The sequence below is a fragment of the Rothia kristinae genome, from assembly GCF_016028855.1.
Classification (GTDB): domain Bacteria; phylum Actinomycetota; class Actinomycetes; order Actinomycetales; family Micrococcaceae; genus Rothia; species Rothia kristinae.
Genome location: NZ_CP065738.1, coordinates 1,336,106 through 1,362,771 on the forward strand (window position 1 = coordinate 1,336,106; position 26,666 = coordinate 1,362,771).

General features: G+C 72.9%; 21 protein-coding genes and 1 tRNA gene. 13 read left to right on the top strand and 9 right to left on the bottom strand.

Going from position 1 to position 26,666, the window contains the following annotated elements:
- Positions 1–101 precede the first annotated feature (101 nt).
- Positions 102–5,615 (bottom strand): Lhr family helicase, encoded by a 5,514-nt coding sequence (locus I6G21_RS05915; RefSeq protein ID WP_408015174.1) that lies wholly within the window; start codon positions 5,613–5,615, stop codon positions 102–104.
- Positions 5,616–5,766: 151 nt separating this feature from the next.
- Here I6G21_RS05915 and I6G21_RS05920 point away from each other — a divergent pair, with 151 nt between their 5' ends.
- Positions 5,767–6,369 carry a malonic semialdehyde reductase gene (locus I6G21_RS05920; protein WP_129357913.1) on the top strand — a complete coding sequence of 201 codons (603 nt, stop codon included), beginning with the start codon at positions 5,767–5,769 and terminating at the stop codon, positions 6,367–6,369.
- A gap of 47 nt (positions 6,370–6,416) precedes the next feature.
- Here I6G21_RS05920 and I6G21_RS05925 read toward each other — a convergent pair whose 3' ends face one another.
- Together I6G21_RS05925 and I6G21_RS05930 are read right to left on the bottom strand one after the other, a co-directional pair.
- Positions 6,417–7,202 carry a DUF4232 domain-containing protein gene (locus tag I6G21_RS05925; protein ID WP_129357912.1) on the bottom strand — a complete coding sequence of 262 codons (786 nt, stop codon included), beginning with the start codon at positions 7,200–7,202 and terminating at the stop codon, positions 6,417–6,419.
- A 25-nt stretch (positions 7,203–7,227) separates the two neighbouring features.
- On the bottom strand, positions 7,228–7,548 hold the full coding sequence (locus I6G21_RS05930; RefSeq protein ID WP_064725447.1) for a 2Fe-2S iron-sulfur cluster-binding protein: 321 nt from the start codon (positions 7,546–7,548) through the stop codon (positions 7,228–7,230).
- Between the two features lie 288 nt (positions 7,549–7,836).
- Between I6G21_RS05930 and I6G21_RS05935 the strand changes: the two genes are divergently transcribed.
- Positions 7,837–9,069 carry an NgoMIV family type II restriction endonuclease gene (locus I6G21_RS05935; protein ID WP_133566400.1) on the top strand — a complete coding sequence of 411 codons (1,233 nt, stop codon included), beginning with the start codon at positions 7,837–7,839 and terminating at the stop codon, positions 9,067–9,069.
- A 153-nt stretch (positions 9,070–9,222) separates the two neighbouring features.
- On the opposite strand, the gene I6G21_RS05940 is transcribed toward I6G21_RS05935, so the two are convergent.
- Positions 9,223–9,298, bottom strand: a tRNA-Arg gene (locus I6G21_RS05940).
- A 451-nt stretch (positions 9,299–9,749) separates the two neighbouring features.
- On the opposite strand from I6G21_RS05940, the gene I6G21_RS05945 reads away from it, so the two are divergent.
- From I6G21_RS05945 to I6G21_RS05955, 3 genes are all read left to right on the top strand, one after another.
- The gene (locus I6G21_RS05945; protein WP_064725449.1) at positions 9,750–11,606 is read left to right on the top strand and encodes a phosphoenolpyruvate carboxykinase (GTP); all 1,857 of its coding nucleotides are present in this window, start codon (positions 9,750–9,752) and stop codon (positions 11,604–11,606) included.
- A 146-nt stretch (positions 11,607–11,752) separates the two neighbouring features.
- Positions 11,753–12,214, top strand: coding sequence for an RrF2 family transcriptional regulator (locus tag I6G21_RS05950; RefSeq protein WP_064725468.1), 462 nt, complete (start codon positions 11,753–11,755; stop codon positions 12,212–12,214).
- Positions 12,215–12,552: 338 nt separating this feature from the next.
- The gene (locus I6G21_RS05955; RefSeq protein WP_058730278.1) at positions 12,553–13,755 is read left to right on the top strand and encodes a globin domain-containing protein; all 1,203 of its coding nucleotides are present in this window, start codon (positions 12,553–12,555) and stop codon (positions 13,753–13,755) included.
- Between the two features lie 197 nt (positions 13,756–13,952).
- Here the strand turns inward: I6G21_RS05955 and I6G21_RS05960 are convergent, their stop codons facing one another.
- Positions 13,953–15,356, bottom strand: coding sequence for a phosphomannomutase/phosphoglucomutase (locus tag I6G21_RS05960; RefSeq protein WP_232238416.1), 1,404 nt, complete (start codon positions 15,354–15,356; stop codon positions 13,953–13,955).
- Between the two features lie 115 nt (positions 15,357–15,471).
- Here I6G21_RS05960 and manA point away from each other — a divergent pair, with 115 nt between their 5' ends.
- The 4 genes from manA to I6G21_RS05980 are packed head-to-tail and all read left to right on the top strand — an operon-like array spanning position 15,472 to position 19,644.
- A complete protein-coding gene (gene manA / locus I6G21_RS05965) occupies positions 15,472–16,668 on the top strand; it encodes a mannose-6-phosphate isomerase, class I (RefSeq protein ID WP_224799809.1) in 1,197 nt (398 codons plus the stop codon).
- Positions 16,661–18,007, top strand: a complete 1,347-nt coding sequence (locus I6G21_RS05970) for an AI-2E family transporter (RefSeq protein WP_129357908.1) — start codon at positions 16,661–16,663, stop codon at positions 18,005–18,007. The genes manA and I6G21_RS05970 overlap by 8 nt, the downstream gene beginning before the upstream one ends.
- Positions 18,004–18,273, top strand: coding sequence for an ACT domain-containing protein (locus tag I6G21_RS05975; RefSeq protein ID WP_058730281.1), 270 nt, complete (start codon positions 18,004–18,006; stop codon positions 18,271–18,273). Before I6G21_RS05970 ends, I6G21_RS05975 begins: the two co-directional genes overlap by 4 nt.
- Before the next feature lie 9 nt (positions 18,274–18,282).
- The gene (locus I6G21_RS05980; RefSeq protein WP_100463833.1) at positions 18,283–19,644 is read left to right on the top strand and encodes a PFL family protein; all 1,362 of its coding nucleotides are present in this window, start codon (positions 18,283–18,285) and stop codon (positions 19,642–19,644) included.
- Positions 19,645–19,726: 82 nt separating this feature from the next.
- Here the strand turns inward: I6G21_RS05980 and I6G21_RS05985 are convergent, their stop codons facing one another.
- Together I6G21_RS05985 and tmk are read right to left on the bottom strand one after the other, a co-directional pair.
- Positions 19,727–20,875, bottom strand: coding sequence for a DNA polymerase III subunit delta' (locus I6G21_RS05985; RefSeq protein ID WP_061225919.1), 1,149 nt, complete (start codon positions 20,873–20,875; stop codon positions 19,727–19,729).
- Positions 20,872–21,594: a dTMP kinase gene (tmk, locus tag I6G21_RS05990; protein WP_081101704.1), complete on the bottom strand. Its 723-nt coding sequence runs from the start codon at positions 21,592–21,594 to the stop codon at positions 20,872–20,874. The genes I6G21_RS05985 and tmk overlap by 4 nt, the downstream gene beginning before the upstream one ends.
- Positions 21,595–21,681: 87 nt before the next feature.
- Between tmk and I6G21_RS05995 the strand changes: the two genes are divergently transcribed.
- Together I6G21_RS05995 and I6G21_RS06000 are read left to right on the top strand one after the other, a co-directional pair.
- On the top strand, positions 21,682–21,999 hold the full coding sequence (locus tag I6G21_RS05995) for a DUF2516 family protein (protein WP_099049771.1): 318 nt from the start codon (positions 21,682–21,684) through the stop codon (positions 21,997–21,999).
- 82 nt (positions 22,000–22,081) lie between these two features.
- Positions 22,082–22,822, top strand: a complete 741-nt coding sequence (locus tag I6G21_RS06000) for a phosphoglyceromutase (protein WP_058730283.1) — start codon at positions 22,082–22,084, stop codon at positions 22,820–22,822.
- A gap of 146 nt (positions 22,823–22,968) precedes the next feature.
- On the opposite strand, the gene phoU is transcribed toward I6G21_RS06000, so the two are convergent.
- Positions 22,969–23,631, bottom strand: a complete 663-nt coding sequence (gene phoU / locus I6G21_RS06005; protein ID WP_058730284.1) for a phosphate signaling complex protein PhoU — start codon at positions 23,629–23,631, stop codon at positions 22,969–22,971.
- 243 nt (positions 23,632–23,874) lie between these two features.
- On the opposite strand from phoU, the gene I6G21_RS06010 reads away from it, so the two are divergent.
- Together I6G21_RS06010 and I6G21_RS06015 are read left to right on the top strand one after the other, a co-directional pair.
- Positions 23,875–25,188: a sensor histidine kinase gene (locus tag I6G21_RS06010; RefSeq protein WP_129357907.1), complete on the top strand. Its 1,314-nt coding sequence runs from the start codon at positions 23,875–23,877 to the stop codon at positions 25,186–25,188.
- Positions 25,185–25,865, top strand: coding sequence for a response regulator transcription factor (locus I6G21_RS06015; RefSeq protein ID WP_058730285.1), 681 nt, complete (start codon positions 25,185–25,187; stop codon positions 25,863–25,865). The genes I6G21_RS06010 and I6G21_RS06015 overlap by 4 nt, the downstream gene beginning before the upstream one ends.
- 117 nt (positions 25,866–25,982) lie before the next feature.
- Here I6G21_RS06015 and I6G21_RS06020 read toward each other — a convergent pair whose 3' ends face one another.
- Positions 25,983–26,504 (bottom strand): hypothetical protein, encoded by a 522-nt coding sequence (locus I6G21_RS06020; RefSeq protein ID WP_058730286.1) that lies wholly within the window; start codon positions 26,502–26,504, stop codon positions 25,983–25,985.
- Positions 26,505–26,666 lie beyond the last annotated feature (162 nt).

Here is a 26,666-nt window from a genome sequence, read left to right on the forward strand (position 1 = left end):
TGCATCGGGGGCCGGATCATCCGGTCCGGGGAGCACGATCCGGTCCGCGGGCGGGGTGGGCACACGATCCGGTCCGGGAGTGGCGGATCGGCCCCGCCGTCTCACCGCCGGATCCGCAGGCCCTTCGGTGTCGAGTCGAAGCCCGCGGCCATCAGGGCCTCGCGCAGCGCGGTGATGGGGTCGGGGGAGCCGTCCTCGGCCGGGGCGCCGCGCTCCAGCACGGAGACGCCGTTGACCTTCTCCACCACCAGCTTCTGCGCGGCCCCGGCCCGCACGGCGTCGGCCACCGCGGGTGCGGCCAGCTCCAGGTCGAGTACGCGAGTGGTGAAGGCCAGCAGGGTCTTGCCGCCGCGCTCCACGTACAGCACCGGGCGGCCGTCCACCAGCACCACCAGGGCCCCGGCCTTCCGGCCCGGGCGCGCCTGGGACGTCTTCGCCCCCGCCGACGCCGCGCCGTCCGGCCCCGAGACCGCGCCGTCCCGCCCCGACGCCGCGCCGCCCCCGGCAAAGGCGCCCTCAGGACCCGACCCCCGGCTCCCGCCGCTCACCCCGCGCAGCAGCGACTCCCCGGGGATCGGATCCGGCCAGGACAGCGCCGCACCGTACGGCTGGGCGGGATCCGTGGCGGCCAGCACCAGCACCTGCGGAGTGCGCTCGGAGGCGCCGGAGGCCTCCAGCTGCTCGTCGATCTCCGCCGCGCGCAGCAGATCCACGGTGGCCGGGGCGGCGAACTGCGCGCCGCCCAGCCCCTCGATGAAGTAGCCGCGGCGGGCCTCGCCCTGATCCTCCTGGGCCGTGAGGATCTGGTACACCGCCGCGAAGCCGCCCGGGGAATCCTCCTGCTGCACCGCGCCTCGGGTCAGCACCCCGTACCGGTCCAGCATCAGCTGCGCCAGGGCGACGGCGCGCACCGTCGGCTCCAGGGGCTCCTCGGACAGGTACGAGCTCACCCGGGACCACCGCCCGGACAGCTCCCGCTCCCGCTGCGGACTCAGCGCGGACATCTCAGCCGCGCCGCCGCCGGGACCACCGCTAGCCACGCCGAGACCCCAGCCGCCGACGCCGCCGTCGGACCCGGCACCTGACCCGTCGGCCCCCAGCCCATCAGAACCCAGCCCACCGGAGCTGAGACCGGCACCGGCCCGACCGGGAGCCGCCAGCCCCGCATACCGCCCAGGACGCGCCCCCTGTGCCCGCGAGATCCGCCCGGCCCCGCGTCGACCCAGGGACCGGGAGCGGGCCGAGCCCCGGGGTCGGGCGTGCGCCGTCTTTCCGCCATCGAGGAAAGCTCGCAGCGCGGCCATCCCGTCGTTGGTCACCAGACCAGCCCACACCAGCTCCCACAGCCCATCCCCGGCGGCCCCGAGGGACAGCCCCGCGCGGGCGGCGATCCGCGGCAGGAAATCCGCCCCGTCGCCCATCGCCGCGTACACGGTGCGTGCGTCCGCGCTCAGCCGATCCAGCGGGATCGCCGGCCGCTCCGGCACGGTCAGATCCGCGGATCCGGCCAGGTGCAGACTCACCCAGCCGTCCTGCCCGGGCACGGTCCCGGCCCCGGTCCACAGCACCTGCCCCGAGGCCAGCAGCTCATCCAGCATCCGCGGGGCGTAGCCGCGCACCCGGGCCGGCAGCACCAGGGTCTCCAGGGCGGAGGCGGGCACCGCGGTCCCGGCCAGCTGGTCGATCACCGTGAGCAGCCCGTCCTCATCCGCGACCCGCGGATCCTGCTCGGCACCCCGAGCCCACACGTGCTGCCAGGCGGGCAGGAAGCGGGCGTAGGTCGCGGCATCCACCGGCTCGATCTGCGCGCGCAGCGCGGCCAGGGAGCGGCGTCGCAGCGTGCGCAGCACCCCGGCGTCGCACCATTCCTCGCCCGGATCCCGCGGGTCCAGGCCGCGGGCCGACAGCAGCTCGGCGGGCAGGAAGCGCCCGGTCGCCACCCGCCGGTCCGCGGCCAGGCGCCGCAGCACCGTCTCGACGACGGCCCGCCCCAGCCCCAGGGCCGCCGCGGCCTGCCCGGTGGTGAAGGGCCCGTGGGTGCGGGCGTACCGGGAGACCAGATCCCCCAGCGGGTCCGCGACCGGTTCGATGAAGGCCGCGGGCACCCCCATCGGCAGGGGCACCCCCAGCCCGTCGCGCAGGCGGGCGGCGTCCTCCACGGCCGCGATCCGCTCGATCCCGCCGGTGCGCACCCGGAAGGCCCGGTGGGCCCGCACCAGCCGATCCGCCCACTCCGCGACGACGCCGAGGTCGGCCGTCTCGTTCTCCGCGGCGTCGTCCGCGCCCGCAGCGTCCTCCGCGGCACCGTCCGCGCCCAGACCGCGGCCCGACGCCGAGCCGGGTCCCGCGGCGACGGCCCCCGCGGCCTCCTCCGGGCGCAGCCGGGCCGCGGCCTCCTCGGGGCTGAGCGGGCCCAACAGGCGCAGCAGGTCCGCCAATCCCTCCGCCCCGCGCAGGCGCCGGTCCGGGGCCAGGCGCTGCAGCTGGGCCTCGGTGCGCTCGATGATCTGCGCGTCCAGCAGCTCCCGCAGCTCCTCCTGCCCCAGCAGCTGGGCCAGCAGGGAGGGGTCCAGGGACAGGGCCGCGGCCCGCCGCTCGGCCAGGGGCGCGTCCGTGTTGTAGAGGAACTGCCCGACGTACCCGAACAGCAGGGTCTTGGCGAAGGGGGAGGGCTCCGGGGTCTCCAGCTCCCGGACCGTGATCCGCCGGGCCGCGATGTGCTCGTGCAGCCGGCGCAGGGCGGGCAGGTCATAGACGTCCTGGAGGCATTCGCGCACGGTCTCCAGGATGATCGGGAAGTCCGGGTGCTTCCGGGCGACGTCCAGCAGCTGCGCGGAGCGCTGCCGCTGCTGCCACAGGGGGGTGCGCCGCCCCGGGTCCCGGCGGGGCAGCAGCAGGGCCCGCGCGGCGCACTCGCGGAAGCGGGCGGCGAACAGCGCGGAGGAGCCCACCTGCTCGGTCACGATCCGCTCGATCTCCTCCGCGTCGAAGGCGAACAGCTCCGCCCCCGGCGGGGTGTCCTCCATCGCGGGGATGCGCAGCACGATGCCGTCGTCGGCGGCCATCGCGGAGCCGTCCAGGCCCCAGCGCTGCTCGATGCGCGCCCCCACGGCCAGGGCCCACGGCCCGTGCACGGGCATCCCGTAGGGCGAGTGCAGGATCACCCGCCAGTCCCCGAGCTCGTCCCGGAACCGCTCCACCACCAGGGTCTTCTCGCTGGGCACCTGCCCCGTCGCCTCGGTCTGCTCCCGCACGTAGGCCAGGAGGTTGTCCGCCGCCCACTCGTCCAGCCCGGCCTCGCGCAGGCGCGTGCGGGCGGCGTCGTCCTGCCCCGTCTCCAGGCGGGAGGCCAGCTCCCGGGTGAATCCGCCCACGGCCTCGCCGAGGTCCACCGGGCGCCCGGGCCCGTCTCCGTGCCAGAACGGCAGCTTGCCGACCTGCCCCGGGGCGGGGGTGACGCTGACCCGGTCGTGCGTGATCTCCTCGATCCGCCAGCTCGTGGCCCCCAGGGCGATGACGTCCCCGGCGCGGGACTCATAGACCATCTCCTCGTCCAGCTCGCCCACCCGCTTGGGCCCGGTCTGCTCGTCCCCGCCGACGATGAACACCGGGTACAGGCCGCGGTCCGGGATGGTGCCGCCGGAGGTCACCGCGATCCGCTGGGCCCCGGGGCGCGGTTCCAGGACCCCGCCGTCGCGATCCCAGATCAGGCGCGGACGCAGCTCGGCGAACTCATCCGAGGGGTACTTCCCGGCCAGCAGGTCCAGTACGGCGTCGAAGGCGGAGCGGGGCAGAGCCGCGAAGGGCGCGGTGCGCCGCAGCGCCTCGAACCAGGCCTCGACGTCGATGGGCCCCAGCGCCGCGGTGGCCACCGTCTGCTGGGCGAGCACGTCCAGGGGGTTGGCGGGCACATGCAGCTTCTCGATGGCCCCGGCGCGCATCCGCTCCACGGTCACGGCGGCGTCGCGCAGGTCCCCGCGGTGCTTGGGGTAGAGCACGGCCCGGGAGGTCTCGCCCACCTGGTGCCCGGCCCGGCCCACCCGCTGCAGCCCGGAGGCCACGCTCGGCGGGGACTCCACCTGGATCACCAGGTCCACCGCGCCCATGTCGATGCCCAGCTCCAGGGAGGAGGTCGCGACGACGCAGCGCAGCGCCCCGGTCTTCAGGGCGTCCTCGATCAGCGCGCGCTGGTCCTTGGACACGGAGCCGTGGTGGGCGCGGGCCAGCTCGGGCGCCGCGGTGCCGCTGGTCAGGTGGTTCACGGCCGGCGGCGCGTAGGGCATCTCGGCTGCGGCATCGGCATCGGGTACGGGCCCGCCCGACGCCGCGGCCGAAACTGTGCCCGACGCCCCGCCCGACGACGCGGCGGCGCGGGCCTCCCCGGCGCCCATCCGCTGCTCCCGGATCCCGGCCCCGGCCGATCCGCGTCGGCCGGGGGTCTGCTCCGGGTCCAGCAGCCCGCGCTGGACCTGCCGGAAGGCGTGGACCTCGTTGAGCCGGGAGGTCAGGCGCTCGGCCAGGCCGCGGGAGTTGGCGAAGACGATGGTGGAGCGGTGCGCCTCCACGAGGTCCACGATCCGCTCCTCCACGTGCGGCCAGATGGAGGCGACCACCTCGTGCACCGGCTCCGGCGGCAGGGGCGTGACGGCGGCGTCGTCGTTCTGCCGCCCGGCCAGCGGGGAGGCGAGGTCCAGACCGAGGGCGTCCTCCAGGGTCGCGGTGCCGCTGGCGGCGGAGCCCCGGTCGATGCCGGTGCGCACGCGCGGCTGCTCCCGCGGCACCGGCACCGTCAGGTTGGACATGTCCGGCACGGGCACGGAGACGGTGAGGTCCCAGGTCTTGGCGGCCTCGGGGCGCACCACGGTGACGGGGGTCGTGCCGCCGAGGAAGCGGGCGACCGTCTCCACGGGCTCCACGGTGGCGGACAGGCCGATGCGCTGGGCGGGGGAGGGCAGGATCTGGTCCAGGCGCTCCAGGGTCACGGCCAGGTGGGCCCCGCGCTTGGTCCCGGCCACCGCGTGCACCTCGTCCACGATCACGGTGTGCACCTGGGTGAGGCTGGAGCGCGCCTTCGAGGTGAGCATGAGGTAGAGGGATTCCGGGGTGGTGATGAGGATGTCCGGCGGGTTCGACAGCAGGGCCCGACGCTCGGCGGCGGGGGTGTCCCCGGAGCGCACCCCCACCGAGATCTCCCGCGGCTCGGTGCCCTGGAAGCGCGCGGTCTGGGTGATGCCGACCAGCGGGGCGCGCAGGTTGCGCTCCACGTCCACCCCGAGGGCCTTCAGGGGCGAGATGTAGAGGACCTGGGTGGCGTTCGTCCGGCGCTTCCCGGTGCGCCCGGCATCCCCGCCGTGACGTGCGGGCGTCGCGGCTTCGGCGTCGTCCGCGCCCCCGCCCGAGGCGCCGCCCCCGCCCAGCAGCAGCCGATCCAGGGCCCAGAGGAAGGCCGCGAGGGTCTTGCCGGAGCCGGTGGGGGCGACGACGAGCGCGTGCCGACCCTGCGCGATGGCCTCCCACGCCCCTTCCTGCGCGGCGGTGGGCGCGCCGAAGGCCCCGGCGAACCAGTCGCGGGTCGCGGGCGTGAAGCGGTCCAGGGCGTGCGGCATGGTCCCCATTGTGCCGCCCCCGACTGACAGGCCGAACGGCCATGCTGTCTGAGCAACCCCGTCGCACCCCGGAATAGCCCGGCGAAGCATAAGGTTTACACGTGAAGTGAATCCGGTGCGCGGTGATCGCCGCGCCGCCCCCCCAGCCTCAGGAGCCCCCATGACCGATGTCGCCGCCGTCGCCCAGCTGTCCGAGGAGGACCTGCACCGTCTGTTCGAGGCCCGCACCGTCAGCGCCTTCGAGGACGCCGAGGTCACCGAAGACCAGCGTCGGGCCATCTATGAGCTGACGAAGATGGGTCCCACCGCCTTCAACTCCCAGCCCCTGCGCATCGTCTGGGTGTCTCAGGGTGAGGCCCGCGACCGTCTGGTCTCCCACATGATGCCCGGCAACCAGCCCAAGACCGCGGCCGCGCCGATGACCGCGATCCTCGCCGTGGACGAGACCTGGCACCACAAATTCGATCGCTTCCTGCCGGCCCGCCCCCAGATGGGGCAGATGTACCGGGAGGATGAGGAGCTGGCGCAGGAGACCGGACGCTCCAACGCCTTCATCCAGGTCGGGTACTTCGTGATGGCCGTGCGGGCCGTCGGCCTGGCCGCGGGTCCCATGACCGGGTTCGATGCCGCCGGTCTGGACGCGGATCTGCTGGCCGGGACCGGGTTGAAGTCGGTGGTGGTCGTCAACGTGGGACGCGGCAAGGACCCTGAGTACGGCAGGGGACCCCGGTACTCCTATGACGATGCCACGCTGACCCTGTGACCCTGTGACCCTGTGACCCTGTGACCCGCGGGTGCCGCGCGCCGCGCTCAGCCGCGGGCGTCGATGGGCCCGATGGACAGCTGCTGGACCTGCGCATCGGCGCAGGCCGGCAGGGACAGGGCGACGTCGAGGCTGCCTTCCGAGTCCGGGGCGTGCACCCGCAGCCCGGCGGCGCTGGTGCGGGCGCACTGTTGCCCGTACAGCTCCGGCTGGGTGCTGCGCAGGATCGCCTGTGCGCTGCGTCCCGGTCGCAGGCGGGTGGCCTCCCCGGTCTGTTCGCTGGCCGGGATCGCCGGGGCGCCCAGCTCCGTCCCGGAATCGTCGATGAAGGAGACCTCGGGGTATCCGGACAGCGTGCAGTCCCGGTCGGAGCTGTTGGTGAAGCGCACGGCGTAGGTCGCGGACCCGGCGGCCCCGCCGGTGGAGCTGATCTGCACGTTGAGGTCCCCGGTGGTGCACCGGCCGGAGGCCTCGGCGGTCTCCGGGGCGGCGGAGACGCTCGGTGCGGGTGCCGTGCTCAGGTCCGCGGATGCCGTCGGGGAGGCCGCAGGGGCGGGGGTCGGGCTCGCCGTCGGGGAGAACGGGACCGCCGTCGGGGTCTGCGCGGCGGCGGTGGGGGACCCGCTCGATGTCGGGGCGGCGGCCTGGGAGCCGGATCCGGTGGGGGCCGCCGCGACGGTGCCGGTGGGGTGCGCGGAGGTCGTCGGTGCGGAGGCGGCGGCGGATCCGGCCGAGTGGTCCGTCGCGTCGTCGGCCGAGCAGCCGCCGAGCAGCAGGCCCGCCGCGATCAGGGCGACGGCCGCGCGCAGCCGGGAGGTGAAGGGTGCGTTCATGCGGGGGAGGGGTCGGGGACAGAGATCACATACCCGGTTTCAGGGTCACGGTCGCCCCGTCCAGGCCCTCGTGGTATTCGGTCTGGCAGGACAGCCGGGAGTACTCGGTGGCGACGTCGTCGATCATCTCCAGCAGGTCCTCCTCCTCCTCGGTGCGCTCCCCGCCGGCCGGGTAGTGCTGCGGGTCCAGGAAAGCGTGGCAGGTGGCGCAGGAGGCGTTGCCGCCGCAGGTGGCCAGCACCGGGTACTGGTTCTTATGCAGGCACTCCAGGAGGGTCTGGTTCTCGGTCCACTCGACGTCGCGGACCTCGCCGGCTTCGTCCACCACGGTGATGTTGATGCTCACTTGCTCTCCAGGGTCGATGCGTTCAGGCCGCGCCCGGTGCGCGTCGGTGCCTCGGGCGGGGCAGTCCGCGACGTCGGGCGTGCGGCCCGGGCCTTCCAGGCCAGTGTAGTGCGGGCCCGTGTCGCCGGAGAATCGGCTGGGTCACGGGAGAGGGCTGCTCGAGCCCGAGCGGCAGCCGGGGCTGTCTCCGGCTGAGGGGTCGTGCGCCGGTACTCCGTCGGGGCACCGGGTACTGTGTGCATGGCCCCGGGAGAACACCGGGAGCGGACGGTAAGAGGAGGAGCCACCATGGCCGGCAGGCGCCGCAGGTCCACCGAGCAGACCGAGGGGCAGGAGCAGTTCCTGTTCTCCCTGGACCTCGCCGAGTTCGCCGAACCCGCCGGCGGGGACGCCGACGCAGAGACCGCCGTCCAACAGCCCTCGGCCCCGCAGCGGCCGGCCGACGCCGCCCCTTCCGTGATGCCCGCGCAGGCCCCTGGTTCGGGAGCTTCGGGTTCGGAGGCCCCGGGCCAGGGCGCCTCGACCCCGCGGGAGACCCCGCGCCCGGCCGACGTCGTCGGGAAGGACGCGGAGGCCGAACCCCACGAGGAGGCCATGACCCGCGCGGAGCGGGCCGCCTCCCGCAGGCAGGGCCCGGAGTATCTGCTGGATCGGGCCCGCAGGGTCTTCCACCGCGCCCTGATCGACGAGCGGGTCCTGGTGACCCGTCCGGGCTCCGGGGTGCCCTCCAACGCGGACACCGGCTCGGGCTCGAGCCTGCGCTACGCCCGGGCGATCGCGGAGGGCATCGGGGCGGTGGAGGCCCACCCGCGCTCCCCGGGGCATTCCGCGGGCCGCAGCTTCGAGCGGGCCGTGGCCGCGTATCTGCAGGCGGTGCTGCAGGCCCTGGACGGGATCCGGCCCGGGGAGTGGACGGTGCGCCGGCTGGGGGACCGCGGAGCCGATGGGACCATCCGGGACGCCTCGGAGATCTTCGAGCAGTACGAGCACCTCGCGGCGCTGCGCGAGATCGTGGAGGGCAGCCGGGATCTGCGGGCCGTGCTGGGTGCGGAGGCGGAGCTGCTGGCTCCCGACGTCGTCGTGATGCGCTCGCCGCTGTCCGATCGGGATCTCAACGCCGTGACCCGTCTGGTGGATCCGCTGGGTCCGCTGGCCTCGGCCAGTCCGCTGCGCAGCGCGGTGCAGCCCAAGCCGCTGCTGCACGCGGTGGTCTCCTGCCGGTGGACGCTGCGCAGCGATCGGGCCCAGCAGGCCAAGGCGGAGGCGCAGCAGCTGATCCGGAATCGCCGCGGTCGGGCCCCGCACCTGGTGATGGTCACGGGCGAGCCGATGCCCTCGCGGCTGGCGGCCGTCGCCCTGGGCACGGGGGAGCTGGACTGCGTCTACCACTTCGCGCTGCACGAGCTGATGGACGCCATCGATCCCGCGGTGGATCCGGCCGGCGCGGAGCTGATGCACACGATGGTGCAGGGCCGCCGGCTGCGCGACATCTCGGACCTCCCCCTGGATCTGGCGATCTGAGCGCCCGACGTCGTCCGCCCGTCTCTGACCCGCCCTCGCCCAGAACGTGCGGTCTCGCGCCGTCGTGAGGGCCCCGCGCGGAGTGGACTGCGGCGGAATCCGCCCCGGAACGCGAAGAAGCCCCGTCACCAGGTGGTGACGGGGCTTCCGATGTGGTGCGCCCGAAGGGATTCGAACCCCCAACCTTCTGATCCGTAGTCAGATGCTCTATCCGTTGAGCTACAGGCGCCTGGTCCGCGATCACGAGCGCCGAAGCGCTCGCTCGAACCAGATACCAGCGTACACGCGCCCCCGGGTTCGCGCCAATCGCCGGGCTGTGACCTCGGTTGCAGAGCGCGATCAGAGTGCGAGCAGCTCCCACGCAGACCACCCGGGGAACCGGCCCGCTCCCACTCGCACCCCCGCGCCGGTCGTCAGGCTGACCCCGCGTGCAGAGCGTGAGAGGCCCGCACGTCCAGCGGCGTCAGGACCCACCCAGAGCCTCGACGTCGTCGCCGTGTCACGTGTGCCGCAGCCCCGGGCGTTCCGGGTTACGCTGGTCCCATCACACGGGCTCCCACCCGCGTGGCTGCGTCGTCCCCTCTCTCCGATGGATCGCTGCCGTGGCCACACCGGGAGAGCGCCGAACACAACGAAGTGCGTGATGGCCCGACGTGCGGGCCGGACCTGAAGGGAATCTCATGACTGACAACGTCGTCGGAACCAGCGGCCTGGAGCCGGCCGTGCGCGAGGCGCTGGAGAACGCGCCCACCACGCACCGGCACCTGCTGGAGTGGGTGCGGGAGGTCGCCGAGCTCACCCAGCCGCGGCAGCTGCACTGGGTGGACGGTTCCCGGCAGGAGTGGGATCGGCTGACCACCGAGCTGGTCGACGCCGGGACGTTCGTGCGCCTGGCCGAGGAGAAGTTCCCCAACTCCTTCGCCGCGTTCTCCGATCCGGAGGATGTGGCCCGGGTGGAGGAGCGCACCTACATCTGCACCGAGACCGAGGAAGGCGCGGGCCCCACCAACAACTGGATGGATCCGCAGCAGATGCGCGGGATCCTCACGGAGAAGTTCCGCGGGGCGATGCGCGGGCGGACCATGTACGTGATCCCCTTCGTCATGGGGCACCTGGATGCGGCCGAGCCCCGCTACGGGGTGGAGATCACCGATTCCGCGTACGTGGTGTGCTCGATGCGCATCATGGCGACCATCGGCTCGGAGGTCCTGGAGAAGATGACCCGGCAGGACGCGTTCTTCGTGGAGTGCCTGCACTCCGTCGGCGCGCCCCTGGCCGACGGCGAGCAGGACGTGCCGTGGCCGTGCAACCCGGAGAAGTACATCGTGCAGTTCCCGGAGAAGCGTGCCATCTGGTCCTTCGGGTCCGGGTACGGCGGCAACGCGCTGCTGGGCAAGAAGTGCTACGCCCTGCGCATCGCCTCCGCGATCGCCCACGACGAGGCGTGGCTGGCCGAGCACATGCTGATCCTGAAGGTCACGGACCCGCAGGGGGAGGTCCACTACATCTCCGGTGCCTTCCCGTCGGCCTGCGGGAAGACGAACTTCGCGATGATCCACCCGACGGTGGAGGGCTGGTCCGCGGAGATGGTCGGGGATGACATCTCCTGGATCACCTTCGATGCCGAGGGGCGCCCGCGCGTGATCAACCCGGAGGCCGGGCTGTTCGGCGTCGCCCCCGGCACCGGCTGGTCCACCAACCCCAATGCGATGCGCGCGGTGGCCGCGGGCAACACGATCTTCACCAACGTGGCGCTGACCGACGACGGCGGGGTCTGGTGGGAGGGCATGACCGACGAGGTCCCGGAGCACCTGACGGACTGGACCGGTCAGGACTGGACCCCGGATTCCGGTCGGCCGGCCGCGCACCCGAACTCCCGGTTCTGCACGCCCATCGACCAGGTGGACATGCTCGCCCCGGAGTACCACGACCCGGAGGGCGTGCCGCTGTCCGCGATCATCTTCGGCGGGCGCCGCAAGACCACGGTGCCGCTGGTCTCGGAGTCCTTCGACTGGGAGCACGGGGTGTTCCAGGGGGCGACGCTGTCCTCGGAGACCACGGCCGCGGCCAAGGGCCAGGTGGGCGTGGTGCGCCGGGATCCGATGGCGATGCTGCCGTTCATCGGCTACAACGCCGGGGACTACCTGCGCCACTGGCTGGACATCGCGCAGCAGCACGGCGAGCAGAACATGCCGCGGATCTTCTACGTCAACTGGTTCCGCCGCACCCCCGACGGCGGGTTCGCGTGGCCGGGCTTCGGGGAGAACTCCCGGGTGATCCAGTGGATCGTGCAGCGGCTCAACGGCACCGGCGGCGGCCAGGAGACGCCGGTGGGCGTGGTCCCGACCCCGGAGGATCTGGACCTGGACGGGCTGGATGCCGACCCGGAGGACGTGGCCGCGGCCCTGCGGGTGGATGCCGAGGAGTGGAGGAAGGAGCTGCCCGGGATCGACGAGTGGCTGGAGAAGCTCGGGGACCACGTGCCGCCGCAGATCCGCGAGCAGCGCGAGGCCCTGGCCCGGCGCCTGGGCGCCTGAGCCGCGGCCCGACGACGGTGGCTGGCCGCTGCCGCTAGGATGGACCGCATGCCGATGACGGGGTCCGGGAATCGAGGAGTCGGTTTCCGGGCCCCGTCGTCGTGTCCGGTGCGGCGGATCAGGACCAGGGGGAGGAGGCCGCGCAGATGAAGCTGACCGCGTTCTCCGACGTCGGGCTGCGGGTGATGATGCTGCTGTCCGGGGTGCCGGAGGGCTCCAAGCTGACCACCCACGAGCTGGCCGACGGGGTGGCCACCCCCTATAACCACGTGGCCAAAGCCGTGGCGCGCCTGAGCGGGCTGGGGCTGGTGCAGGCCACCCGCGGGCGCTTCGGCGGGGTGCGGATCACCGAGCCCGGACGCCGGGAGTCCGTGGGCCACCTGCTGCGGGAGCTGGAGGGGGACCAGCCGATGGTCGAGTGCGAGGCGCCCGACGGCGAGTGCCCCCTGAACCACCTGTGCTCCCTGCGCGGGGTTCTCAACCGGGCGCGCGAGGCCTTCTACGCGGAGCTGGACGCCGTGATCATCTCCGAGCTGCCGCATTCCCGACAGATGGGCCCGGTCATGGTGCAGCTGGGCCTGCGCCCCCCGCAGGACGCCCTCGCCTGACCCTTCCCGGGGCGCGCGCGGGTTCGGGACCCTCCCGCCTCACCGCGACCCGGCGCTCTCGTTCCCACCCTTGCGCGAGACGGCGCTCCGGTTCCCACTCCGACCCTCGCTTCTCCCGCGAGGCGGCTCTCTCGTTCCCACCTTTTCGTGAGACGGCGCTTTCGTTCCCAGAAAAGCCAGATTCGGGAACCGGAGCGCCGGGTCGGTGAAGCCGGTGCACCGGAGCGCCGTCTCGGTGCGCGCCGTCGGCCCCGCCCCGCAAGGGCGCCATCCCCGACATATTCAGCATCTCCCGTGCTAGTTTTGAAGGGCATCCCATCACCGGAGGAAGGAGCCCCATGCTCTCCGAGAAGTCCCGCCCCGTCGTCGAGGCGACCCTGCCCGTCATCGCCGAGCGGATCCCGCACATCACGCCGGTGTTCTACCGGGACATGTTCGCCGCCCGTCCGGACCTGATGGACGGCATGTTCTCCCGCTCCTCGCAGCTGGAGGGCACCCAGCCGCGGGCGCTGGCCGGGTCCATCGCGGTGTTCGCGCAGTGGATCGTGCAGCACCCGGATTCGTACCCGGAGGAGGTGCTCTCCCGGGTGGCCCACAAGCACGCCTCGCTGGGGCTGCGCCCGGAGGAGTACCCGACCGTGTACCGGTACCTGTTCGGGGCGATCGCGAAGGATCTGGGGGAGGCAGCCACCGAGGAGGTCGTGGCGGCGTGGACCGAGGTGTACTGGCTGATGGCCGACGCCCTGATCGCCCTGGAGAAGGGGCTCTACGCCGTGCAGGCCAATGACGTGATGCGCGCGCCGTTCCGCTTGGTGCGCCGGGTGCGGGCCGCCGACGACGTCGCGGACCTGACCTTCGAGCCGGCCGACGACACCCCGATGACCCCGGCTCAGGCCGGGCAGTACGTCTCGATCTTCTGCCGCGCCGAGGACGGTCTGCTGCAGCCGCGCCAGTTCACCCTGCTGCCCAGTGAGCCGGGGCAGCGGCGCATCGCGGTCAAGCTGGACCCGGCGGGGGAGATGACCCCGATCATCCTGGACAAGCTGACCGAGGGGGACGTCATCGAGATCTCCAACCCGTACGGGGATGTGACGCTGGGCGGTTTCGGGGACGACGGCGACGGTCCGCTGTGGCTGTTCTCGGCCGGGATCGGCGTGACCCCGATGATCGCGTTCGTCTCCGAGCTGGTGCGCCAGGGCTCCCAGCGGGAGGTGACGGTGGTGCACACCGCGCGGGATTTCGCCTCCTGGCCGCTGCGCGAGGAGCTGGCGGAGCTGGTGGCCCGCCTGCCGCACGGCCGGCTGATCTCCTGCACGACGGCGTCGGCGGAGGGAGACCACGCCGGGCGCGTGCGGGTGCCCGAGCTGGACGTGCCGGCCGACGCCGTGGCGTACCTGTGCGGGCCGCTGCCGTTCATGAAGGACGTGCGCTCGCAGCTGGTCGACGCCGGCGTGCCGGGCCAGCGCATCCGCTATGAGATCTTCGGCCCGGACCAGTGGATGCTGCACGACCAGGCCCGCGAGGAGCCGGCCGCGGCCTGAGCGGACGCCCGTCGTCCTTCTCCCTCCCGCACCGACCCGGCGCTCCCGTACCCACCCGGGCAGCGACCCGGCGTTCTCGTTCCCAGAAGCGCGATTTTCGGGAACGAGAGCGCCGGGTCGATGAAGAGCCTGCACGAAAGCGCCGGGTCGGCGACGGCGCAGGCGCGGCGCGGCCCGCGCCGCGCCGCAGGAAAGCCCTACCCCTCCTGCCGCACCAGGCCCAGCACCCGGTCGCGCACCCGCTCCATGGTCGCGGTGTCCGGGGCCTCCACGTTCAGGCGCAGGAAGGGCTCGGTGTTGGACGGGCGCAGGTTGAACCACCAGCCCTCGGTGCGGTGGGTGAAGGTGGTCCCGTCGGAATCCTCCACCTCCACGTCCTCCCCGGCCAGGGCCGCGCGCACCCGATCCACCGCGGCGGCCTTGTCCTCGATGGTCGAGTTGATCTCCCCGGAGGCCGCGTACGGGCTGTAGGCCGCGGCCAGCTCGGACAGGGGCTTGTCCTGCCCGCCCAGGGCGGCCAGCACGTGCATCGCGGCGAGCATGCCGGTGTCCGCGTTGAAGAAGTCCTTGAAGTAGTAGTGCGCGGAGTGCTCCCCGCCGAACACCCCGTGCTCGGCGGCCATCACGGCCTTGATGAAGGAGTGGCCCACGCGGGTCTTCACCGGGCGCCCGCCCTTGGCCTCCACCAGCTCCGGCACGGCCTTGGAGGTGATCAGGTTGTAGATGATCACCGGCTGCTCGTTCCCGTCGGCCTGCGCGCGGGCGATCTCCCGCTCGGCCACCAGCGCGGCGATCGCGGAGGGGGTCACCGGCTCGCCCTTCTCGTCGATCACGAAGCAGCGGTCCGCGTCCCCGTCGAAGGCCAGGCCGATGTACGCCCCGTGCTCCACGACGGCGGCCTGCAGGTCCCGCAGGTTGGCCGGCTCCAGCGGGTTGGCCGGGTGGTTGGGGAAGGTGCCGTCCAGCTCGAAGTACAGGGGCACGATCTCCAGGGGCAGGGCCTCCAGCTTCGCATCGCCCAGCACGGCCGGGGTGGTCATCCCGCCCATGCCGTTGCCGGCGTCCACCACGACCTTCAGCTTCCGGATCCCGGACAGGTCCACCAGGTCGCGCAGGTACCGGGCGTAGTCGGCCAGGATGTCCCGCTCCTCCACGGTCCCGGTGCGCTCACCGGCGGGGACGCCGTCGTCCAGGTAGCGCTGGGCCAGGTCCCGGATCTCGTACAGCCCGGTCTCGGAGGAGACGGGCACCGCACCGGCCTTGGCCATCTTCATCCCGTTGTACTGCGCCGGGTTGTGGGAGGCGGTGAAGGTGACCCCGGGGGCGTCGAACACGCCGCAGGCGAAGTACAGCTCGTCCGTGGAGATCAGCCCGATCTTCACGACGTCGGCCCCGCGTGCGGTGGCCCCGCGGGCGAAGGCGTCCATGAACTCCGGGGAGCTGGGGCGCATGTCCCCGCCCACCAGCACGGTGGTCCCGGCCAGGTCCTGCACGTCCACGAACGCGGCGGCGGTGGCCTCCACGGTCTCGGCGGTGATGGTCTCGCCCACGATGCCGCGGACATCGTAGGCCTTGAAGGATTCGGAAAGATCAATGCTCACGGCGCCCACTCTAGCCGGTGAGCCCCCGCCCGGCCTGGAGATGCACCGGCGCGGGTGACGCCCGATGCTCCCGCCCGGTGTGGTTTCATGGGGGACCATGGGCCACCTTCATGCCATGCGCAATCCGATCCAGCACTACGCCTGGGGCACCCGGGACACGCTCGCGCAGATGCGGGGCGCCCCCGTGCCCGCCCCGGAGCCGGAGGCCGAGCTGTGGGTCGGCGCGCATCCCAAGTCCCCGTCCGTCCTGGTGCAGGACGGAGTCGAGCGCTCCCTGGCCGAGGCCGTGGAGGCCGAGCCGCAGCGGTTCCTGCCCGAGGGTGCGGACCGCTTCCCCTTCCTGTTCAAGATCCTGGCGATCGCCGCGCCCCTGTCCCTGCAGGTGCACCCCTCCCGGGAGCAGGCCGAGGTCGGCTTCGCCGCGGAGGAGGCCGCCGGGGTCCCGGTGGATGCCCCGCATCGCAATTACAGGGATCGCGGCGCCAAGCCGGAGACCGTCATCGCCGTCTCCCCGGTGCGCATCCTCACCGGCATCCGCCCGGCCGAGCAGCTGCGCGAGATCGCCGAGGCCCTGGATCTGCGGTGGCTGGCGGAGAAGGCGCAGCTGGACGCCGCCGCCCTGATCCGCGCCATCTTCGACGCCGACGACGCCGCCGCGGCCCGGGACCTGCAGGTCACGGTGGCCGCGGCCCGGGACTGGGCGGCCGAGCACCCCTTCGACCCGCACCGCACCCCCGCCCATCAGGAGGCCGCCGGGGAGCGGATCACCGCCCTGGCGGACCTGGTGCTGCTGCTGGATGAGGCGTACCCGGGGGACCGGGGCATCCTCGTGGCCACGGCCATGAACCAGCTGTTCCTGGAGCCGGGCCAGTCCGCGCACACCCCCGCCGGGCAGGTGCACGCCTACGTCTCCGGCACGGCCGTGGAGATCATGGAGGCCTCGGACAACGTCATGCGGGCGGGCCTGACGCCCAAGCACGTGGACGTGGAGCAGATGCTCACCGTGCTGGTCCCGGATCAGCCGGCCCCGCCGCTGCGCGGGCCCGAGGAGGTGGCCCCGGGCGTGCACCGCTACGCCACCTGGGACCCGACGCTGAGCGTGACCCGGCTGGATCTGGACGGCCAGGAGCCGCTGAGCTTCCGCTGCGAGGGGCTTTCCGCCCTGCTGTGCACCGACGGCGAGGTCGAGGTGACCGGCCCGGACGGCGTCGTCCACCGGCTGCGCGGCACCGACTCCCTGCTGCACACCGGCACCCCGGATGACCTGGTCCTGACCGGGGCCGGCCGACTGTACTGCGCCAGCCATGTCTGAGCCGCGCCCGGCCGAGCCCGCCCAGGGCTCCACGGCGTCCGCCCAGGATCCGGAGGCAGCCGCCCAGGACCCCGAACGGACCGACTCCGCCCGCCCCATCACGCCGCACCGCAGCGACCTGGCCCCCTGGCAGGACGAGCCGCAGGCGGTGGAGGCGGACCCGGCGGCAACCCCCCGCCCGGGAGCGCCCCTGGGCGCGGTCTCCGTGCTGACCCTGGCCGGGCTCGTCGTGCTCATGGTGGGACTGCAGTACGTCGCGGACGTCTTCGGTCCGGCCTTCCTCGCCTTCTCCCTGGTCATCGCGGTGCGTCCCCTGCGGCTGTGGCTGACGGACCGGAAGGTGCCGGGCTGGATCGCCGGCGCGGGTGTGGCGGTGCTGCTGTACGCCATCCTGTTGGCCATCGTCGGGTCCATGGCCTACTCCGTGATGGCCCTGGTGGAGAAGGCCCCGGACTACGCCGGGAAGTTCCAGACCCTCTACGTGCAGCTGCGGGATCTGCTGACCCAGTGGGGCATCAACGAGACGGACCTCGGCAACTCGGTGCTGGAATACGCCCAGCCCAGCCGCATCATCACCGCCCTGACCACCGTGCTGACCGGGCTGTCCTCGGTCGGCTCGCAGCTGTTCGTGCTCGTCATGGTCGTGGCCTTCCTCATGATCGACTCCACGATCATCCAGGGCCGCCGGGGCCAGCTGCTGGCCGCCCAGCAGGGGCTGGGCCAGGCCTTCGAGGACTTCTCCCGCCGCACCTCCAAGTACTGGATCGTCAACACCGTGTTCGGTGCGATCGTCGCGGCCCTGGACTGGCTGGTGCTGCTGTGGCTGGGGGTGCCCCTGGCTTTCACGTGGGGCGTGTTCGCCTTCGTCACCAACTACATCCCCAACATCGGCTTCGTCATCGGGGTGATCCCCCCGGCGCTGCTGGGCCTGCTCGACGGCGGCCCGGCCACCGCGCTGTGGGTCATCGTCTGGTTCTCCGTGATCAACTTCGTCGCCCAGGCGGTGATCCAGCCGAAGATCACCGGCGACGCCGTCGGGCTGAACACCACGGTCACGTTCCTGTCCCTGATGTTCTGGTCCGCCGTCATCGGGCCGCTCGGCGCGATCCTCGCGGTGCCGCTGACCCTGTTCTTCAAGGCCGTGCTCATCGATTCGGATCCGCGCTCGCGGTGGGTGGGCATCGCCTTCGACTCCCGCGGCCGTCCCATCGACCTGCGCGGCACGGCCCGCATGATCAACGACGACGGGCGGATCTCCCTGCGCCGGGCCTACGGCCGGGAGGCCCCGCACCCCACCGAGACCCCATCCACCCGGCAGCACACCGAGGAGCAGCCATGAAGATCATCCTGACCGTCACCGGCCCGGACCGCGTGGGCATCATCGCCGCGGTCGCCACCCGCCTGGCCGCGCTGGAGGTGAACATCCTCAACGTCTCCCAGACCCTCATGGACGGGTACTTCACCATGATCATGCAGGGCTCCTTCGACGACGCCGCCGGCTCCATCGAGGCGATCCAGGAGGACATGGCCGCGGTGCAGGAGCAGATGGGCGTGATCGTGCGCATCCAGTCCGAGGCCATTTTCGACGCGATGCACCAGCTCTAGGGGGCCCGCATGATCGACACCAACGCGAACATCCTCGAGACCATCCAGATGATCGAGGAGGACCGCCTCGACATCCGCACGGTCACGATGGGCATCTCCCTGCTGGACTGCATCGACGGGGATGGGGACACCGCCCGGCGTCGGATCTACGAGAAGATCACCACGCGCGCGGCCCGGCTGGTGCAGGTGTGCCAGGGGATCGAACGGGAGCTGGGCATCCCGATCATCAACAAGCGGGTCGCGGTCACCCCGATCGCGCTGGTGGCCGCCGCCAGCGGGGAGCAGGACCTCACCGAGTACGCCCGCACCCTGGACGCCGCGGCCAAGGCCGTGGGGGTGGACTTCATCGGCGGGTTCTCCGCCCTGGTGGACAAGGGCGCGACGCCGGCGGACCGGGCCCTGATGGCCTCGATCCCGCAGGCCCTGGCCGAGACCGACGTCGTGTGCTCCTCCGTGGACATCGGCTCCTCCCGCGCCGGGATCAACATGAACGCGGTGCGCACCATGGGCGAGGTGATCCGCGAGACCGCGGAGCTGACGGCCGATGCCCACGGCTTCGGGTGCGCCAAGCTGGTGGTCTTCGCCAACGCGGTCTCGGACAACCCGTTCATGGCCGGCGCCTTCCACGGGGTGCAGGAGGCGGACACCGTGGTCTCGGTGGGCGTGTCCGGGCCGGGGGTGGTCAAGCGGGCCCTGGAGAAGGTGCCCGGCGCCCCGCTGGATGTGGCCGCGGAGACCATCAAGAAGGCCGCGTTCAAGATCACCCGGGTGGGGCAGCTGGTCGGGTCCCTGGCCTCCCAGCGCCTGGACACGGAGTTCGGGATCGTGGACCTGTCCCTGGCGCCCACCGCGGAGGTCGGGGATTCGGTGGCCCGGGTCCTGGAGGAGCTGGGCCTGGAGACGGTCGGCACCCACGGGACGACGGCGGCTCTGGCGCTGCTCAACGACGCGATGAAGAAGGGCGGGCTGATGGCCTGCTCCCGGGTGGGCGGGCTGTCCGGGTCCTTCATCCCCGTCTCGGAGGACATCGGGATGATCGAGGCCGCCGCGGCCGGGGCGATCACCTTGGACAAGCTCGAGGCGATGACCGCGATCTGCTCGGTGGGTCTGGACATGGTGGCCGTGCCGGGGCAGACCTCCGCGGCCACGCTGTCCGCGATGATCGCCGATGAGGCTGCGATCGGGGTGATGAACCACAAGACCACCGCGGTGCGCCTGATCCCGGCGATCGGGCTGGGGGTCGGGGAGATGGTGGAGTTCGGCGGCCTGCTGGGCCGGGCCCCGGTGATGCCGGTGCACGAGGCGTCCCCGGAGGTCTTCGTCGCCCGCTCCGGGACCATCCCCTCCCCGGTGCACGGCTTCCGCAACTGAGGCCTTTCGGGGCGGGCCCGGGCCCCGCCGGCTCGGCGCCCGGCCCGCCCGCGGCGTCGGCGCTCCGACGGCCCCCGCGCCGTCAGTGCCGCAGCATCAGGGCCGCGGCCATCGCCTCGAAGGCCAGGCGCGGGTTGGCGTTGGTGGAGATCCGCCGGCGGGTCAGGGCGATGGTGTCCAGCTGCTCCAGCGTCCGCTCGGGGGAGGAGTTCAGCGCGTAGTCGGCCAGCTCCCGCTGCAGGTGCCGGTTGACCAGGGTGGAGCCGGACTCCAGCTGCAGGGTCAGCACGTCCCGGTAGAAGGTGGACAGGTCGATGAGGAAGCGATCCAGGGTGTCCACCTGGATGCGCCGGGAGCGGCGCTTCTGGTCCTCCTCCAGTCGGCGCACCGCCGCCTGGATGTTCGGCGGCAGCCGCCCAGACTCCGGGGCGCCCAGGCTGACCAGCAGCTGCGCCCGCTCGGCTTCGTTGCGCTCCTCGGCATCCGCGGCGGCCTCCGCCTCCGCGGTGGCGATCAGCCGATCCGCCGCGGCCACGGCCGCCCCGATCCCGTCCAGACCCAGCGGCAGGCGCACCACGTCCTCCCGGCGCTGGCGGGCCTGCGGATCCAGGGCCAGACGCCGGGCGATGCCCACGTGCCCCTGGGCCAGGCGGGCCGCCTGCAGCGCGGTGGTCTCCTCGACGCCGTCGCGCCGGCTGAGCAGTCGAGCCACCTCCTCGGGGGCGGGGACCTTCAGGCGCACGGGCCGGCACCGGGAGCGGATGGTCACCAGCACGTCCACCGGGCTGGGCGCGCACAGCAGCCACACGGTGTGCGGCGGCGGCTCCTCGATGGCCTTGAGCAGCACGTTGGAGGTGCGCTCGGGCATCCGGTCCGCGTCCTCCACGATGATGATCCGCCAGCGCCCGACGGCGGGCCGGTCCTGGGCGCGCACCACCAGGTCCCGGGCCTCCTCGATCTTGATCGTGAGGTTCTCGGTGGCGAAGTCCGTGACGTCGGCGTGGGAGCCGGCCATCGTGGTGCGGCAGGAGCGGCACCGCCCGCAGCCGCGCTCGCCCGGATCCTCCTGGTCGCACAGCAGGGCCGCGGCCAGGGCGCGGGCGGCGGTGGAGCGCCCGGAGCCGGGCGGGCCGGTGAACAGCCAGGCGTGGGCCGGGGCGCTCTGGGCGGCCGCCCGACGCAGCTGGGCCACGGCCGCCTCCTGGCCCACCAGCTGATCCCAGACGCTCACGCCCGAGCCTCCGGCGCAGCGGTACCGGTGAGCAGCGCACCCAGGTACGGCAGGTGCTCGCCGATCACGGCGTCGATGCGCGCGGCCACCTCGGCCACCTCGCCCCGCCCGTCCACGGCCTGACGGTTCCCGCCGCGGGCGGCCAGGGCCCGGAAAGCGTCCGCGGTGCGGGCGCGGAAGGCGTCCGGTTCGGCCTCCAGCCGGTCCGGGGCCGCACCGCGGGCGGCCAGGCGGGCCCGGGCGTCGTCGTCGGGCACCTGGAGGAACAGGGTCATATCCGGCAGCAGCTCGCGGGTGGCCCAGCGGGACAGGTCCGCGATCGTCTGCTCGCCGAGGCCGCGTCCGGCGCCCTGGTAGGCCGCGGAGGAGTCCAGGTAGCGGTCGCAGATCACCACGGCCCCGCGGGCCAGGGCCGGGCGGATGGTCTGCTGTGCGTGGGCGGCGCGGGCCGCGGCGTAGAGCAGGGCCTCCGCGCGGGCGTCCATCTCGCCGTGGTCGGGGTCCAGGAGCAGCTTGCGGACGCGCTCGCCGAGGGGGGTGCCGCCGGGTTCGCGGGTCAGCACGACGTCGGCCCCGGCGGCCTCCAGGCGCTGGGCCAGCAGCCGGGCCTGGGTGGACTTGCCGCCGCCGTCCCCGCCCTCCAGGGCCAGGAACGTCCCGGGCAGGGCCTGGTCGGCGGTGCCCGGGGCCTCAGGGTGGTAGCTCAGCGCGTCAGTCACCTGCCCAGGGTATCCGAACCCCGCCCCGCGGCCGCGGGGCGGCTGGGGACAGCCCGTGCGGCGGGGGTCTCGGCTAGGCTGTGGCACATGTTCGTGCTGCGCATCGTGATGGCCCTGGAATTCGGCATCAACCTCGCCCTGGCCCTGCTGCTGGTCGTGCTGGCGATCTACGCCTTCGTCACCGCGGTCTCCGCCCAGCCCAGCGCCTTCGAGGTCATGGGCAAGCGGACCAAGGGCTTCTGGCTGGCGCTGACCGGCGGCAGCCTGCTGGTCGCGCTGCTCTCGGCGTGGACCTCCTTCGGCGGCGGCAGCTCCTCCCTGTTCCTGCAGCTGGTAGCGGCCGTGATCGTCGGGGTGTACCTGGCGGATGTGAAGCCGGAGGTGGCCCCGCGGCGTCGGCGCTGAGAGCCGCGTCCCCACCCGGTGCGAGGCGGCGCACCCCGTGCCGGTCCTTCCCTGACCCCGCCGTCGGTGCGAGAATGGGGGCATGGCTGAGACATACAAGCTCGTGCTGCTGCGGCACGGACAGAGCGAATGGAACAAGGAGAACCTGTTCACGGGATGGGTGGATGTCCCCCTGTCCGAGCAGGGACGCGCGGAGGCGAAGAAGGGCGGCGCGCTGCTGAAGGAGCGCGACATCCTGCCCGAGGTCGTGCACACCTCGCTGCTGCGCCGGGCGATGAACACCGCGAACATCGCCCTGGATGAGGCGGACCGCCTGTGGATCCCCGTCAAGCGCAGCTGGCGCCTGAACGAGCGGCACTACGGCGCGCTGCAGGGCAAGAACAAGTCCGAGATCCGCGAGAAGTACGGCGAGGACCAGTTCATGCAGTGGCGCCGCTCCTACGACGTGCCGCCGCCGGCCATCGAGGACGACGACGAGTTCTCCCAGGCCCATGACCCCCGCTACGCGGACGTGGCCGACGCCCCCCGCACCGAGTGCCTCAAGGACGTGCTCGAGCGGATGTTGCCGTACTGGAAGGACGGCATCGTCCCGGACCTGAAGGCCGGCAAGACCGTGCTGGTCGCCGCGCACGGGAACTCCCTGCGCGCGCTGGTCAAGCACCTGGACGGCATCTCGGATGAGGACATCTCCGGGCTGAACATCCCGACCGGCATCCCGCTGTACTACGAGCTGGACGAGGACCTGAAGCCCGTCAAGCCCGGCGAGTACCTGGATCCCAACGCCGAGGAGGCCATCAAGGCCGTGGCGAACCAGGGCAAGTAGCCCGTCCGCCGCACCCGGCGCCCACGGAGGAAGGGGCCCGCACCGAGTCGCTCGGTGCGGGCCCCTTCCCCCGTCTCTGCGGGGATGCTCGGTGCCCGGCCCCATCCTGAGCCGGGTCGTGCCTCCGGCCGATCGGCCGGCCGGGCTCAGGGGGCGGAGGGCAGGTCCCGCCCGGCGTCCCACTCCCCGGTGACCAGGTAGGCCACCTTCCGGGCCACCGCGACGCCGTGGTCCCCGAAGCGCTCCAGGTACCGGGAGACCAGGGCGATGTCCACGGTCGTCTCCGGGGACCAGCCGCCCTCGGCCACCGACCCGAACACGGAGGCGTGCAGCTCGTTCAGCCGGGCCTTCGCGGTGTGGATCGCGTCGGCGTCGGCCAGGTCCTGGCTCGTGAGCAGCCGGGTCACCGCCTCCACGATGCGCAGGTCCAGGTCCGCCATCTCCCGGAAGGTCCCCAGCAGGGGCTCCGGGATGACGGACTCGGGGTAGCGCAGCCGCGCGGTCTGGGACAGGTGCCGGGCCAGATCCCCCATGCGCTCCAGGGACGCGCTCATCCGCAGGGCCGCGACGATGCGGCGCAGATCCGAGGCCACCGGGGCCTGCAGGGCCAGCAGGTCGATCGCGCGCTCATCCAGCTGGGTCTGGCGCAGGTCGATCCGGGCATCATCGGAGATGACCTCCTCGGCCAGCTCGACGTCGGCCTCGAACAGGGATTCGGAGGCCCGGATCAGTGCGGCGCGCACCAGATCGGAGATCTCCACGAGGTCCTCGCCGATCTGCTGGAGCTCGGCCTGGAAGACGGTGCGCACGGTGCTCGGTCCTTTCCTGCGCCCGGGCTCTCGGTCTGCGGGGCGCTCATGGTGGGTGGGGCCGCCCCGCGGGTGCCCGACGCCGCGATGGTGCGGCGAGGGACGCGGCGGGGCGCATCGGTCTCCCATGGTGCCGGGCCGGGATGAACGGGCGGGGCGCGCGGGGATGAACGGCAGGTGAACCTCCGGTGCCGGGCGTCGTCGGAGGCCGATGGGCGCAGGCGCCCCGCTAAGCTGGTGCCCGTGAGTCCCGTAGCCATCGCCGTGCTGTGCGGTCTGATCGGCGCCGGGCTGGGCCTGCTCAGCCACGTCGCCATGCGCCGCAGCGACCGCCAGCGCTCGGATTGGGCCCTGGTGGAGGAGCCGGTCATCAGCGACGGCGCCGCGCAGGTGCTGGCCGTCGTGGGCCGGGCCTACGTGGTGGTGGACGCGGTGGACGGCGTCGTGCGCGCCTCGCAGGCCTCCTACGCCTACGGCCTGGTGCGCGGGCACGAGATCGTGCAGGAGGAGCTGGTGGAGCTGATCCGCCAGGTCCGGCGCAGCGGCGTCATCGTGGAGCGCACCGTGGAGATCTCCCGCGGCGCCACGGGCCGCTCGGTGCTCATCCTCAACGTGCGCATCGCGCCGGTGGCCGATGAGTACATCCTGCTGCTGGCCGATGACCGCACGGAGATCACCCGGGCCCAGGCGATCCGCACGGACTTCGTCGCCAACGTCTCCCACGAGCTGAAGACGCCGGTGGGCGCGGTGCGTCTGCTCGCCGAGGCCATCGACTCCGCGGCCGGGGACGAGGAGGCCGTGCGCCACTTCACCCGCCGCCTGCACAAGGAGTCCGAGCGGCTCACGGCCCTGGTGCACGACGTCATCGAGCTCTCCCGCCTGCAGGGCACGGACGTGGTCCAGGAGGGCCGGGTGGTGGATGTGAACCGGACGGTGCGCGAGGCCGTGGACCGCAACCGGCTGCCGGCCGAGGCCAAGTCCATCTCCCTGCGCATCGGCGGCACGGCGCCGCGCCCGGTGCACGGGGACCCGGAGATGCTCATGACGGCGCTGCGCAACCTCATCGACAACGCGATCCGCTACTCCCCGGAGAACACCCGGATCGGGGTGGGGATCCGCTCCAAGGACGGCACGGTGCGCATCTCGGTCAAGGATCAGGGCCCGGGCATCCCCGAGGCGGAGCAGGATCGGATCTTCGAGCGGTTCTACCGGGTCGACGCCGCCCGCTCCCGGCAGACCGGCGGGACGGGCCTGGGACTGTCGATCGTCAAGCACGTGACGGCCCAGCACGGCGGGGAGATCAGCGTCTGGTCCACCCCCGGGCAGGGCTCCACGTTCACCATGAGCCTGCCGGAGGTGGATGAGCAGGCCCAGCGCGAGCTGGCCGAGGGCGACGGCATCCCCGCGGGTTCCCCGGCCCCGCCGGTGGAGGTGCTCACCGCCCCGGCCACCCCGGGGCGCGTGCCCGCGCCGGCCGAGACCGCAGCACGCACAGCACACGCACACGAGGTCGGTCCCGGCAGGCTCCGGGACCGGAAGGAGGAGACCGGAGCATGACGAGGATCTTGGTGGTGGAGGATGAGCAGGCCCTGAGCGAGCCGCTGGCCTTCCTGCTGGGCAGGGAGGGCTTCGAGGTGACGGTCAGCGAGGACGGCCTGGACGCCGTCGAGCGCTTCGAGCGCTCCGGGGCGGATCTGGTGCTGCTGGATCTGATGCTGCCCGGGCAGTCGGGCACCGAGGTGTGCCGCCAGCTGCGTCAGCGCTCCTCCGTGCCGATCATCATGCTCACGGCCAAGGACGCGGAGATCGACAAGGTGCTGGGTCTGGAGCTCGGCGCGGATGACTACGTGACGAAGCCGTACTCCTCCCGGGAGCTGCTGGCCCGGATCCGGGCGGTGCTGCGTCGCCGCACGGATCGGGAGGATCCGGTGGACGCGGTGGTGCAGGGTGGGCCGGTGCGCCTGGACCCGGACCGGCACGTGGTCAGCGTGCAGGGCGAGGCGGTGTCGATGCCGCTGAAGGAGTTCGAGCTGCTGGAGCTGCTGCTGCGCAACGCCGGGCGGGTGCTGACCCGCGGGCAGCTGATCGAGCGGGTCTGGGGCAGCGACTACGTCGGGGACACCAAGACCCTGGATGTGCACATCAAGCGGCTGCGCTCCAAGATCGAGCCGGACCCCTCCCACCCCCGCCACCTCGTCACGGTCCGGGGTCTGGGCTACAAGTTCGAGGACTGAGGCCGGGCCGGGCGAAGGCCGCCGATCACGACGACGGCCCCGCCTCCTGCTCTGGGCAGGCGGCGGGGCCGTTCTCGCGTGCGGGTGACGGGGGAGGGGCGCTCGGCCCCGGGGTCATCAGTGCCCGTGGCCCTCGGTGGGCTTGGCCGGCGGGGTGTAGTCGGAGCCGCCGGGGATGTACTGGCGGTACTCGTCCAGCGCGCCGTTGAGCACGGGGACGTCGGTGGTGGTGGACTGCCCGCCCACGGAGATCTTCGTGCCCTCCAGCATCTTGCCCGGCAGCACCCCGGCCGGGTCCACGAGGGTCTCGTCGTCTTCGAGGTGGACCTCGGAGTTGGCGGGCACCTCGATGCGGGCGGTGGCCTTGCCGGTGTCCACGGTGACGGTCGCCGCCCGGTCCGCGCCGTTGAGCACGGTGCCGAGCAGGCGGCCCTCGGAGTCGGCGTCGTTGGCGACGACCATGATGTTGCGCACCCGGATGTCCCCGACGTTGGCACTCACACCGTCGGAGGCGTCGTAGTGGAAGGTCGTGGGCTGCTGGTGGATGTAGCCGCAGCCGGCGGTGGCCGTGAGCACGGCCGCGGCCAGCGCCGCGGTCGCTCCGATGCGGCGGGCGCCTGAGCGGGGTGCGAACGTCACGTAGGACTCCTCGAGATGTGGTGATGCGGTGCGCCGTGTCCGTCTCGCGCCCGGGTGGGCGCGGTCGGGGACAGGGCCTGTGCGGCCCCAGTCTAGCCCCTTGTGGCGACGATGCGTCAGCATGACACCCGCGGTGGGTATGGCCGCGTCGTGCCGCCCGGG

Excerpts from the sequence above, each read along its gene's own strand:
- I6G21_RS05915 (WP_408015174.1), bottom strand. The coding sequence starts at position 5,615 with ATGGGGACCATGCCGCACGCCCTGGACCGCTTCACGCCCGCGACCCGC.
- I6G21_RS05920 (WP_129357913.1), top strand. The coding sequence starts at position 5,767 with ATGACCGATGTCGCCGCCGTCGCCCAGCTGTCCGAGGAGGACCTGCAC.
- I6G21_RS05925 (WP_129357912.1), bottom strand. The coding sequence starts at position 7,202 with ATGAACGCACCCTTCACCTCCCGGCTGCGCGCGGCCGTCGCCCTGATC.
- I6G21_RS05935 (WP_133566400.1), top strand. The coding sequence starts at position 7,837 with ATGGCCGGCAGGCGCCGCAGGTCCACCGAGCAGACCGAGGGGCAGGAG.
- I6G21_RS05945 (WP_064725449.1), top strand. The coding sequence starts at position 9,750 with ATGACTGACAACGTCGTCGGAACCAGCGGCCTGGAGCCGGCCGTGCGC.
- I6G21_RS05950 (WP_064725468.1), top strand. The coding sequence starts at position 11,753 with ATGAAGCTGACCGCGTTCTCCGACGTCGGGCTGCGGGTGATGATGCTG.
- I6G21_RS05955 (WP_058730278.1), top strand. The coding sequence starts at position 12,553 with ATGCTCTCCGAGAAGTCCCGCCCCGTCGTCGAGGCGACCCTGCCCGTC.
- manA (WP_224799809.1), top strand. The coding sequence starts at position 15,472 with ATGCGCAATCCGATCCAGCACTACGCCTGGGGCACCCGGGACACGCTC.
- I6G21_RS05970 (WP_129357908.1), top strand. The coding sequence starts at position 16,661 with ATGTCTGAGCCGCGCCCGGCCGAGCCCGCCCAGGGCTCCACGGCGTCC.
- I6G21_RS05975 (WP_058730281.1), top strand. The coding sequence starts at position 18,004 with ATGAAGATCATCCTGACCGTCACCGGCCCGGACCGCGTGGGCATCATC.
- I6G21_RS05980 (WP_100463833.1), top strand. The coding sequence starts at position 18,283 with ATGATCGACACCAACGCGAACATCCTCGAGACCATCCAGATGATCGAG.
- I6G21_RS05995 (WP_099049771.1), top strand. The coding sequence starts at position 21,682 with ATGTTCGTGCTGCGCATCGTGATGGCCCTGGAATTCGGCATCAACCTC.
- I6G21_RS06000 (WP_058730283.1), top strand. The coding sequence starts at position 22,082 with ATGGCTGAGACATACAAGCTCGTGCTGCTGCGGCACGGACAGAGCGAA.
- I6G21_RS06015 (WP_058730285.1), top strand. The coding sequence starts at position 25,185 with ATGACGAGGATCTTGGTGGTGGAGGATGAGCAGGCCCTGAGCGAGCCG.